The organism is Micromonospora sp. NPDC050795 (assembly GCF_044456785.1).
In the GTDB taxonomy this organism is placed as follows: Bacteria; Actinomycetota; Actinomycetes; order Mycobacteriales; family Micromonosporaceae; genus Micromonospora.
On record NZ_JBITGE010000004.1, the window covers coordinates 106,098 to 117,423 of the forward strand.

10 protein-coding genes are annotated in these 11,326 nt (G+C 72.4%); all 10 read right to left on the reverse strand.

The window, feature by feature from the left end; all coding sequences use genetic code 11:
• Positions 1-96: 96 nt before the first annotated feature.
• Positions 97-1,164 carry a polyprenyl synthetase family protein gene (locus ACIBEF_RS05480; protein ID WP_396791438.1) on the reverse strand — a complete coding sequence of 356 codons (1,068 nt, stop codon included), beginning with the start codon at positions 1,162-1,164 and terminating at the stop codon, positions 97-99.
• Entirely contained in the window at positions 1,161-2,576 is a 1,416-nt protein-coding gene (locus tag ACIBEF_RS05485; protein WP_396791439.1) for an alkaline phosphatase family protein, read from the reverse strand. The genes ACIBEF_RS05480 and ACIBEF_RS05485 overlap by 4 nt, the downstream gene beginning before the upstream one ends.
• Positions 2,573-3,772 (reverse strand): metabolite traffic protein EboE, encoded by a 1,200-nt coding sequence (gene eboE / locus ACIBEF_RS05490; protein WP_396791441.1) that lies wholly within the window; start codon positions 3,770-3,772, stop codon positions 2,573-2,575. Before eboE ends, ACIBEF_RS05485 begins: the two co-directional genes overlap by 4 nt.
• Positions 3,772-4,629 carry a TatD family hydrolase gene (locus ACIBEF_RS05495; RefSeq protein ID WP_355009791.1) on the reverse strand — a complete coding sequence of 286 codons (858 nt, stop codon included), beginning with the start codon at positions 4,627-4,629 and terminating at the stop codon, positions 3,772-3,774. The genes eboE and ACIBEF_RS05495 overlap by 1 nt, the downstream gene beginning before the upstream one ends.
• Positions 4,630-5,238, reverse strand: a complete 609-nt coding sequence (locus ACIBEF_RS05500) for an EboA domain-containing protein (RefSeq protein WP_355009792.1) — start codon at positions 5,236-5,238, stop codon at positions 4,630-4,632.
• A 55-nt stretch (positions 5,239-5,293) separates the two neighbouring features.
• Entirely contained in the window at positions 5,294-6,307 is a 1,014-nt protein-coding gene (locus ACIBEF_RS05505; protein WP_396791444.1) for a sugar phosphate isomerase/epimerase family protein, read from the reverse strand.
• Positions 6,304-7,251, reverse strand: a complete 948-nt coding sequence (locus tag ACIBEF_RS05510; protein ID WP_396791446.1) for an SCO3242 family prenyltransferase — start codon at positions 7,249-7,251, stop codon at positions 6,304-6,306. The genes ACIBEF_RS05505 and ACIBEF_RS05510 overlap by 4 nt, the downstream gene beginning before the upstream one ends.
• Positions 7,235-8,398, reverse strand: coding sequence for an inositol-3-phosphate synthase (locus tag ACIBEF_RS05515; RefSeq protein ID WP_396791448.1), 1,164 nt, complete (start codon positions 8,396-8,398; stop codon positions 7,235-7,237). Before ACIBEF_RS05515 ends, ACIBEF_RS05510 begins: the two co-directional genes overlap by 17 nt.
• Positions 8,399-9,043: 645 nt before the next feature.
• Positions 9,044-10,219, reverse strand: coding sequence for a Gfo/Idh/MocA family protein (locus ACIBEF_RS05520; RefSeq protein WP_396791598.1), 1,176 nt, complete (start codon positions 10,217-10,219; stop codon positions 9,044-9,046).
• Between the two features lie 54 nt (positions 10,220-10,273).
• The gene (locus tag ACIBEF_RS05525; protein ID WP_396791450.1) at positions 10,274-11,326 is read right to left on the reverse strand and encodes a substrate-binding domain-containing protein; all 1,053 of its coding nucleotides are present in this window, start codon (positions 11,324-11,326) and stop codon (positions 10,274-10,276) included.

Consider the following 11,326-nt stretch of genomic DNA (forward strand, 5'->3'; position numbering starts at 1 on the left):
TCGTGTTGGTCACGACACTAAGTCGCACGTGTCGATGTGTCCATACCTTCCGGCGGTTCAGCATCAACTTTTGTCCATTTGATCGAAAGTCGCCGGTCAGGCGCGCCGGTCGATCGCCTGCCCGGCCAGCGCAACCAGGGCCACGCGGGCCTCGTCGGCCACCACGGCGTTCCGCAGCGCGGCGAGCGCGGCCTCGGTCCGGACCCGGATCATCTGCTCGATCCGCTCCCGCGCGCCGGTCGCCTCGATGATGTCGCGCAGCTCCGCCGCGCCCTCGGCGTCCAACGCCGGGTTGCCGAACAGCTCCCGCAACCGGATGGTCTGGGGCCGGTCGGCGGCGCTGCGGGCCAGCGCCATCATGACCGTGGGCTTGCCCTCACGCAGGTCGTCCAGGACCGACTTGCCGGTCACCGCCGGGTCACCGAACACACCCAGGACGTCGTCGCGGAGCTGGAACGCGTCACCCAGCGGGTCGCCGAACTCGCCCAACGCGGCGATCAGCTCCGGCCCCGCACCGGCCAGCGCCGCACCGATCTGCAACGGCCGGGTGACTGTGTACCGGGCAGCCTTCATCCGGATCACGGTGAGCGCGCTGGCCACCGAACCGTCGCCCACCCCCGAGACCAGGTCCAGGTACTCCCCCGCGATCACCTCGGTACGCATCAGCGCGAACACGCCGTACCCCCGGTGCACCTGCTCGGTGCTCAGCCCGCACTCGTGGAACATCTGATCGGACCAGGCCGCACAGAGGTCCCCGCAGAGCAGCGCGGTGTTGCGGCCGTACGCCTCGGGGTCACCGCGCCACGACGAGCGGGCGTGCAGGTCGGCGAAGAGCCGGTGCACCGACGGCTCACCCCGGCGGCGGTCGCTGCCGTCCAGGATGTCGTCGTGGATCAGCGCGAACGCGTGGAACAGCTCCAGGGCCGCCGCGGCCACCACGATCGGGGTGCCGTCGGCCGCCCCCGCGCCGCGCCAACCCCAGTAGCAGAAGAGCGGTCGTAACCGCTTGCCACCGGCCAGCACGAACCGTTGCAGCGCGGTGAACACGCCCCGCGGCGCCCCGTCCGGCCAGTCCGGGCCCTGTCGGCTGAGAAACCCGGCCAGCTCCGCGTCGAAGCGTGCCCGCAGTTCGCTGGCGTCGGTGGGCGCGACGGTGACCGTCATGTCCGCTCCCCCGAGCCGCTCGCGCCGTCAACGCCTAACCCGGCCAGCTCCAGCAGCAGCGCCTTGACCTCGGTCGCCGCGATCTTGTCCCGGGCCGCGGTCGGGTCGGAGCAGAGCAGCACCGGGCCGTCCGCCGGGTCGGCCGGCAGCCGCCCGTGCGAGCCGCGAACCGCCTGCGCACCGGCGTCCAGGCCGACAGCGCTCATCAGGTACCGCATGCCGAGCTTCTTGCGGGCCAGGGCCACCCCGGCGCGAGCCTTCGCGGCACCCGGGTTCGCCGGGTCGAAGAACAGCTCCGCCGGGTCGTAGCCCGGCTTGCGGTGGATCTCCACGAGCCGGGCGAAGTCCGGTGCGTTGGCGTCGTCCAACCAGTAGTAGTAGGTGAACCAGGCGTCCGGCTCGGCCACCAGCACCAGCTCACCGGAGCGCGGATGGTCGAGCCCGTGTGCGGCCTTGCCCTCGGCGTCGAGCACCTCGGCCACCCCCGGCAGGCCGGCGCAGAGCTTCGCCACCGCCGGCACGTCGGCCGGATCCTTGACGTAGACGTGCGCGATCTGGTGGTCGGCGACAGCGAACGCCTTCGACGTCCACGGGTCGAGGTACTCCATGCCCGCCTGGGTGTGCACCCGCAGCAGGCCCTCGGCGCGCAGCAACCGGTTGACGTCCACCGGCCGGGACACGTCGGTGATGCCGTACTCGGACAGCACCACCACTGTGGCGTCCCGGGCCCGGGCGGCGTCCAGGAGCGGGCCGAGCACCGCGTCCAGCTCGGCTGCCGCCGCGGCGGCCTGGGCCGAGGAGGGACCGAAGCGTTGCAGGTCGTAGTCCAGGTGCGGAACGTAGACCAGGGTCAGGTCGGGTGACACGTCGGCGAGGATCTGCTCGGCCGCCTGACAGATCCACTTCGACGACGGCAGGCCGGCGGTCGGCCCCCAGTAGGTGAAGAGCGGGAAGGTGCCCAGCCGCCCGGTGAGCGCGTCGTGCAGCTCCGGCGGGTCGGTGTAGCAGTCCGGTTCCTTGCGCCCGTCGGCGTAGTAGACCGGGCGTGGCGTCACCGTCCAGTTGACGTCGGCGCCCATGGCGTACCACCAGCAGACGTTGGCCACCGTGTAGCCGGGTTCGGCCCGGCGGGCGGCCTGCCAGAGCTTGTCCCCGCCGACCAGCGCGTTGTGCTGCCGCCACAGCAGCACCTCGCCCAGTTCCCGGAAATACCACCCGTTGCCGACGATCCCGTGCCCGCTGGGCTGCTCGCCGGTGAGGAAGGTGGACTGCACCGAGCAGGTCACGGCGGGCAGCACAGTGCCCAGCTCGGCCCGGAAGCCGCCGTCGGCCACCCCGCGCAGTCGAGGCATGTGGGCCAGTAGTCGGGGCGTCAACCCCACCACGTCGAGGACCACCAGTTGCCGGCTCATCGCGTCACTCCCATGCTCACGGTTCGCTCTGCGGTCAGGCCGAGGCCGACCAGTTCGTTCCGGGCGAAGGCCAGCTCCGCGGCGATGCCGGCGGCCAGCTCCGCGTCGGTGCCGGGCCGTCGTGCGGCCGGCAGCACCCCCCAGGTGTACGTCTCGACGTCGAGGTGGTCGCAGCCGGCGGTCGGGCCGTCGAAGAGCGCTCTCAGGGCCGCACGAAGCACCGGCAGGGTCGAGCCGAGCGGCTCCTCGGGTGGGGCGTGCAGCGGCACGTGGTAGTGCACCCGCCACGGCCCGGGCAGCGCCCGGTCCAACGCCTCGTCCAGGTCGTCGGCCGCGTACGTCGGCTCGGCCGGGTCGGCCAGACCGGCGCAACCGGCGCCCCGGGTCTGGTGCAGGAAGCGCGGCTCCACCCAGCGGCGCAACGCCTCGGCGTCGCGGGCCGGGTCGGCGGCCTCGACAGCGGCCGAGACCTGCACCTTCACCACCGGCAGGCCGGCCGCCCGCAGTCGGTGCAGCGCCTCGGCCGGTTCCTCCCAGGCGCAGGCCAGGTGGGCGAGGTCCACGCAGACACCCAGCCGGTCGGTGTCCATTCCGGACAGCAGCGCGGCCGCCTGACCGGTGCTCTCCACCACGCAGCCGGGCTCGGGCTCGAAGGCGACGCGCACCTCGCGGCCGGTGTCGCGTTGCACGTCGGCCAGGCCGGCGGCGAGCTGGTCCAGTCGGCGTCGGGCCGCGTCGGCCCGGCCGGTGTCCCACGGTTGACGCCAGGCCAGCGGCAGCGTGGAGATCGAACCCCGGGCGGCGTCGTCGGGTAGCAGGTCGGCGAGGACCCGGGCCAGGTCCAGGGTGTAGGTCAGGCGCTGCTCGGTGGTCCAGTCCGGGTGGTACACGTCCTGCTTGACCACCGGGGCCTGGAAGGCCGCGTACGGGAAGCCGTTGAGGGTGACCACCTCCAGGCCGCGCGCGTCCAGCTCGGTGCGCAGCCGGCGGCGTAGCGTCTGGTCGGCGGCCAGCTCGGCGGCGACCGGGGCGGCCAGCCACAGGCCGAGCCCGAGCAGGTCGCTGCCGAGCGCCTCGCGGACCGGCACCGCGTAGGTGTCCAGTTGACCGAGGATCCCGGCGAGGTCCTCGGCCGGGTGCACGTTGGTGCAGTAGCCCAGGTGGACGGTCTCGCCGCCGGCATGTCGCAGCCGCATCAGCTGCCGCCGCGCAGGATCGAGTTGCCGGTCTGCGGGTCCACGGCGGCGGCGGCGTCCAGGTCGCTGAGGTCGAGCCGTCCCGACTGCCCGTAGAACTCCACCGGGTTTCGCCACAGCACCTTGTCGACGTCGTCGTCGCTGAAGCCGGCCGCGAGCATCGCCTCGCCGGTGGCCCGGGTCAGCAGGGGATCGGAGCGCCCCCAGTCGGCTGCCGAGTTGACCAGCATCCGTTCCGTGCCGTACTCCCGCAGCAACTCCACCATCCGCTGCGGTGTCATCTTGGTGTCCGGGTAGATGGAGAAACCCAGCCAGCAGCCGCTGTCGCGGACCAGCTTCACTGTCACCTCGTTGAGGTGGTCGACGACCACCCGGCCCGCGTCGATGCCGGACTCGGCGACCACGGCGAGGGTCCGCTCGCAGCCGCGCGCCTTGTCCCGGTGCGGGGTGTGCACCAGCGCCGGTAGTTCGTACGCCACCGCGAGGGCGAGCTGCGCCGCGAACGCCTCGTCCTCCTCGGGCGTCATCGAGTCGTACCCGATCTCGCCGACCGCCACCACCGCGTCCTTGTCCAGGTAGCGGGGCAGCAGGTCGAGGACCGGCCGGCAGCGCGGGTCGTTGGCCTCCTTGGGGTTCAGCGCGATGGTGGCGAAGTGCCGCACCCCGAACTGCCCGGCCCGGAACGGCTCCCAGCCGATCAGCGAATCGAAGTAGTCGGTGAACGAGGCGGCGCTGGTGCGCGGCTGACCCAGCCAGAACGCCGGCTCCACCACCGCGCGCACTCCGGCGGCGGCCATCCGTTCGTAGTCGTCCGTGGTGCGTGAGGTCATGTGGATGTGGGGGTCGAAGATGCGCATTCACGCCTCCCGGGGCAGTGCGGCGGTGAGCCGGTCGAGCAGGTCGGTGGCGTCGGCGGGCAGGTCACGGCCGGCGGCGTGTCGTTCCGCGGCCAGCGCGGCGAGCATGGCGGTCAGCTCGCTGTCGGCCCGGGAGTCCAGGTCGGCAACCCCGGCCAGGGGGACGCCGCTGAACACGCACTTGAGCACCGCCTGCCGCCAGGCGGCCTGGTCGAGGTGCCGGGCGTACGGGCCGAGCGCGGCGGCGACCAACCGGGTGTCGTTGGTCCGGATCGCGTCGTGCAACAACGGGACCGCATCGGCGCCGATCGGCAGCAGCGGCAGGGCACGCAGCACCGCTCGTCGTTCGGCCGCGTCACCGTGCTGGTAGAGGCGCTCGGCGTACGCCGCGTGCTCGCCGGGCAGGCTGGTGAGCAGCAGTACCCGGGCCGCGTCGTCGGCGGTCCAGCCGGGGGCGTCGGGCAGCGCGGCCCGCCCGCAGCGTCGCCCGACGGCGGGAAAGAGCCGGGTGATCGCGGTGGGCTCGGTGGTGACCCGGCGCAGCGCCGTGTCCAGCCAATCGGGATCGGGTACGCCTCCCAGCGCGGCCCGCAGTGAATCCGGTGTCATCCCGTCTCCTCCCCTTGTGCTGCTCCCCGGTGCCTCGCCACCCTTTGCTCTGCACCTATATGTGCACCGGGGCCTCTTTGGCGGATGTCGCCTCGGCGGTTGGCGCCTTCGCAGATGTCGCCTCGGCGGACGATCCCTCGGCCGCTGGCGCATCGGCGGGTGCAGAGCAAAGGGTGCGGGTGGCGTGACGATCGGTGGCCGCGGCGGCCCGCAGGAACTCGATCGACCGGGCCGCCACGGCGGGTGCGGCGTGCGAGTCCCGGGGCAGCTCCACGGCGACCAGGCCGCGGTAGCCGGCGTCGCGCAGCGCGGCCAGCACCGGCGGAAAGTCGATCTCGCCGACGCCGAACTCCAGGTGCTCGTGCACGCCTCGGCGCATGTCGTCGATCTGCACGTTGACCAGGTGGTCGGCCACCTCGGCGACGCACTGCGGCACCGGCCAGGGCTCCAGGCACCGACAGTGGCCGATGTCGAGGGTGATGCCGAAGCGGGCCGGGTTGTCCAGTGCGGCGTGCAGCCGACGCCAGTCGGCGATGTCCTGCACCAGCATGCCCGGCTCCGGTTCGAAGCCGAGGGTGACGTCCGCGGTGTCGGCCGCGTCGACCACTGTGGCGCAGCCGGCCACCAGCCGGTCCCAGGCGCACTGCGGTGACACCGACTCGGGTCGGACACCGGCCCAGAACGAGACCGCCTCCGCGCCGAGGTCGGCACCGATCCGCACAGCCCGGCGGAGGAACTCGATCCGTCGGGTCGGGTCGTCGTGCAGCAACGTCGGGGCGTGCTTCTGCCACGGGTCGAGCAGGTAGCGGGCGCCGGTCTCGATGACCACCGCCAGGCCCAGCGACTCCAACCGTCGACTGACGGCGGCGACCCGGCGGGTGAGCCCGGGCGCGAACGGGTCCAGGTGGTCATGGTCCAGGGTGAGCGCCACCCCGTCGTAGCCGAGGTCGGCGATGACGGCGAGCGCGTCGTCGAGGCGGTGGTTGGCGAACCCGTTGGTGCCGTACCCGAGGCGCAGCGTGGTGGCGTCGGCGGCCGGCGCACCGGGCCGTGGCTCGGGGACGCTCATGTCGGGGAGACCTTGCGGGCCAGCCGTCGACCCAGCGGCGCGGCCGCCGCGACGGCCACCCCGAGCAGACCTGCTCCACCCCGTGCGGTGAGCGCTCCCTGGAGGGCCGGCAACCCGGTGATCCCGGCGCCGACGGCCGCGCGGACGCGCGTGGCCGACGGGTCCCGGACAACCTCGGCCTGGGCCGCGCCGTACCGGGCGGCGTACCACCCGGCCAGCACCGCGGGCAGCAACGCCGCGATCGTGGCTGACCGGCTCCGACCCGCGCGCACGCCGGTCTCGTCGACGGTCTCGGCCCGGTCGGTGGCCCCGGCGGGGTTCGCGGTTCGGAAGGCGCCCGGCACGGCGACGGCGGCACTGGTGGCGACCAACGCGGTGCCGGCGAGGGTGCGCATCGGCAGGGTGGCGTCGGCGCCGGTGACCTCCCGGCGGGACAACGCGGTGACCGTCCAGGTGTGCGCGGCGACGGTGGCCGCCGCCGGCAACGCCCGGGTGATCCGACCGCCGGACGCGCCGAGCAGCACGTCCAGCCCTCGGCAGGCGGCCATCACGGCCGGGCCGGCCGCGGTGTTCTTGGCCAGCAGGTCGTACCCCCAGACGGTGGCGGCCAGCGGCACGGCGAGCGCGGCGGCGCGGCGACCGCCCACGGCGGCGGCCAGGCCCACACCGGCGGCCGTGAGGCCCGCCGCGAGACCGACCGCGGCGGCCGGGGTGACCCGCCCGCTCGGGATCGGCCGCTCGGGCCGTTCCTCGGCGTCCAGACCCCGGTCGGACCAGTCGTTGGCGGCCATGCCGGCCCAGTAGAGCAGCACCGATGCGCCGGCCAGGGCAGGGGTACGCGGGCTCAGCGCGCCCGCCGCCGCGGCCCCGGCGATCACGTCACCAGGCACCGAGAGCGCGGCCGGCGCCCGGACCAGCTCGGCGAGATCAGCCAACGTTGTCATGATCACCGTCCCCGCCGTGTAGTTGCCGGGTGAAGGCGGTCAGCCGGGCCCACTGCTCGCCCAGCGAGTGGGTGGGCGTGCCCAGCGGGTCCTTGAAGAAGAAGCCCAGGTCGGCCAGCGGCCCCACCTGCCCGGCGGCGTGCGCGGCGGCGGTGAGTCGGGCCAGGTCGAGCACCAGCGGCGCGGCCAGCGCGGAGTCGCAACCGTGCCAGGTGAACTCCATCCGCATGCCGGTGCCGAGGAATCCAGTGAAGGTGATCAGATCCCAGGCGGTCTTGAAGTCGCCCAGCTCCTCGACGTACTCGATGCGGGTGCCGCCCTGCGGGACGTAGCCCAGCGTCTCACCGAGCACCCGCTGCTTGCTCTGCACCTTCGCCGCGTTCGCGGCCGGGTCGGCAAGGGTGGCGCCGTCGCCGCCGCCGAGCAGGTTGACCCCGGACCAGGAGCCCACTGCCAGGTTGCGCATCGCGAACATCGGCGCGAGCACCGACTTGACCAGGGTCTCCCCGGTCTTGCCGTCGTGCCCGGCGTACGGCAGTCGGGCCTCCTCGGCCAGCGTGGCCAGCGCCGGCAGCCGCAGCCCGGTGGACGGGGTGAAGTCGACGTACGGGCAGCCGGCGAGCACCGCGGCGTACGCGTAGAGAGAGCTGACCGGCAGCACCTCGTCCGGCCCGTCGAGGGCGGCGCGTAGCGCGGCCGGGTCGGCGTGCGCGGGGTGCGGGCGAGGGGCCGGCTCGGTGGCGGAGACGTTGACCACCACCACCCGGTCCAACTCGTGCCGCTCGCGGAAGCTGGTCAGGTCGCGGAACACTGCCTCGGCCCGCTCGGCCTGGGTGTCGCCGACCGGCGCGGGGCGCAGCTCCTGCTCGACCACACCCAGCTCGTCGCGGAGCGCGGCGACCAACCGCCAGGGGATGACACCGGCGTCCGCGAGGGCCTCGGCGCGCTTGCACAGCGGAGTGGTGGCCAGGTCGTGTCCGCCGAAGACCATGTCCGCGAAGGCCGGCAGGGCCGGGCCGCGCAGCTCGGGAAGCTCGGTGACGCAGCCGGTCGGCCCGGCCAGGCCGGCCCGCAGCGCGAGCCCCCCGACGATGCTGGTGGTCGCGACGGAACCGCGCGCTCCTACCAGCCAGACACCTGTTCGCATGGTGCTCCTTCCCCATTTCCGAGGAACCGTCGGTACCGCTAAATATAGGAATATCAGAATATGTTTCGGAAAGATACGGCCCAGTTTCGGAAAAGTTTCGGGCCGGGTGGAATGGGCCCCGTCCGCTCGCCCCGCACCGGAACAGCACCGGCTTCCGACGTCGGCGTCGGCGGCGACGACGCCGGACCGGATCCCGGCAGGTGCGAGCAGACGGGGCTGGTAGGCAGGGTCGGGTCGGCGTCTCGACCCTGCCTCCCCCGCATCCGGCCGGTCGGGGCACTGGTATGCCCCGGCCGGACGTCTCAGGCCGCCGCGCCCACCGGAACACCGACCGAACCACTACCCGCCGGGAACCGGCGAGCGGGTGCGGTACGGGCGGGGGCGGCGGCGGGCGGTGTCATCAGGTCCTCCGGAAGTCACCGGTGGTGGCGGTCCTCCGGTGCGGCCGGGGAATCCCGGTCCGGTCGCACCGGACGACCGTCCTGCTCGTGCGCCACCGGGCCGTAGGGCCCGGCTGCACGCTCTCCGATGCCGACCTCTGTCCCGGCCACGGGGCGCAATCCGTGGCTGGTCCCTCGCCGGTCGGCTTCGGAAAGCCGGTCGGGCGATGGCGGTGCGAACACCGCCGTCGCGGATGGTCAATGGTCAGAGAGCCGCCGCGGTCAGCGTCGGTTCCACCTCGGCCCAGGAGGAGCCGAGCTCCGCCGAGCGGGCCACAGCGTCCAGCACCAGCTGGACCTGCAACGCGTCGGCGAAGGAGGGAGTCGGGTCGACACCGGTGGCGACCGCCTCGATGAAATCGCGCATCTCGTGCGTGAACGAGTGCTCGTAGCCGATGATGTGGCCCGGGGGCCACCACGCCGACATGTACGGGTGCTCGCCCTCGGTCACCAGGATGCGGCTGAAGCCCTGCTCCGCAGTCGGACGGGTCGCGTCGTAGAACTCCAGCTCGTTGAGGCGCTCCAGGTCGAAGACCACACTGCCCAGCGAGCCGTTGATCTCGACGCGCAGCGCGTTCTTCCGGCCGGTCGCGAACCGACTCGCCTCGTACGTGGCCAGGGCGCCACCGTCGAGTCGCGCCACGAAGACCGCTGCGTCGTCGACGGTGACCGTCCCGGTGGGGGCCTCGTGGCCGTCCACCGAGGCCGCCAGACCGCTCGACTCGGCGGGCAACGGCCGCTCCTTGACGAAGGTCTCGGTGACCGCGCTGACGCCGCTGATCCGCTGACCCGTGACGAACTGGGTCAGGTCGATGATGTGCGCACCGATGTCACCGAGCGCGCCGGAGCCCGCCCTGTCCTTCTGCAACCGCCAGACCAGCGGGAACTGCGGGTCCACGATCCAGTCCTGCAGGTACGTCGCACGGACGTGTCGAATCACCCCGAGCCGTCCGTCGGCGACCAACTGGCGCATCATCGTGACCGCGGGGACCCGGCGGTAGTTGAACCCGCACATCGACCGCACTCCGGCAGCCCGGGCGACGTCCGCCGCAGCGGTCATCGCCCGTGCCTCCTCCACCGAGTTGGCCAACGGCTTCTCGCACAGAACGTGCTTGCCCGCGGCCAACGCGGCGAGAGCGATCTCGGCGTGACTGTCGCCCGGTGTGCAGATGTCGACAACGTCGATGTCATCCCGGTTGATCAAGTCGCGCCAGTCGGTGGTGTACGCGTCCCAGCCGAGCGTGTCGGCGGCGTCCGCCACCTTCGCTGTGTCTCGGCCGCAGATCAACGCCATCCGGGCCCGCGCCGGCAGGTCGAACACGCGGTTCACGGTGCGCCACGCCTGTGAGTGCGCGGCGCCCATGAACGCGTAGCCGACCATGCCGACCCGCAGTTCTTTGTCTGTCGTGGACAAGGTGGGTCTCCCCCCGGTATGTCAGAACCCGAGCTTGTCGTAGCTGCTCGCGTTCTCCTTGGTGATCGTCTCCGAGGCCAGGGTCACTTCCTTGGGCACCTGCAGCTCCGTCAGGTCGCCCAGGCCCCGACCCTGCGCGATGAGCCGCGCGAGCGAGACCGCCGAGGAGGCCATCGACGGGTTGTAGGTGACAGTGGCCTTCAGCACGGTGTTGTCGGCCTTGATCGCGTCGATCGCGAGCTTGGAGCCCGCGCCGCCGACCATGAAGAACTCCGACCGGTTGGCCTGCTTGATGGCCGCGAGCACACCGATGCCCTGGTCGTCGTCGTGGTTCCAGATGGCGTCGATCTTCGGCAGCGCCTGGAGCAGCTGCGACGCCTCACGCTGGCCGCTGTCCGAGGTGAACTCGGCCGAACGACGGTTGCGCACCGAGAACCCGTAGGTCGCCAGGGCGGCCTTGAAGCCTGCGCTGCGCTCGACGGTCAGCGGGATCTCCAGGCCGGCGATCTCACCGATCACCGGGTTGGCGACGCCCTTGTCCTTGAGCATCTTGCCGATGAAGTGACCAGCCGACACGCCCATGCCGTAGTTGTCGCCCTTGATGACCAGCCGCGAGGCCAGCGCATCGGGGAACGCCCGGTCGAGGTTCACGATCGGGATGCCCGCCTGCATGGCCTGGAGGGCAACGGCGTTGACCTCCTTGCCGTCGTGCGGCAGCACGACGATGATGTCCGGCTTCTGGGCGATCAGGGTGCCGAGCGTGGAGCGCTGGGCCTCGGAGTTCGACCCACCGTCGACCTCCTTGAACTCCACGTCCGAGTAGGCGGCGGCCTGGGCCTTGGCGTTGGCGTGGATCGCGCCCATCCAGCCGTGGTCGGCGGCCGGGGCGGAGAAGCCGATGACGACCTTCTTGCCCGGGGCGTTGTTGCCCTCACTGTTTCCGGCGGCCTTGGTCTGGGTGCTGGCGGCCGGGGTCTCGTTGCTGGTGCAGGCAGTGAGGAGGGTGGCGGCGCCCACTGCGGCTCCACCGAAGAGCAACCGGCGGCGCGACAGGTCGCGACTGTGCTGGGTCAT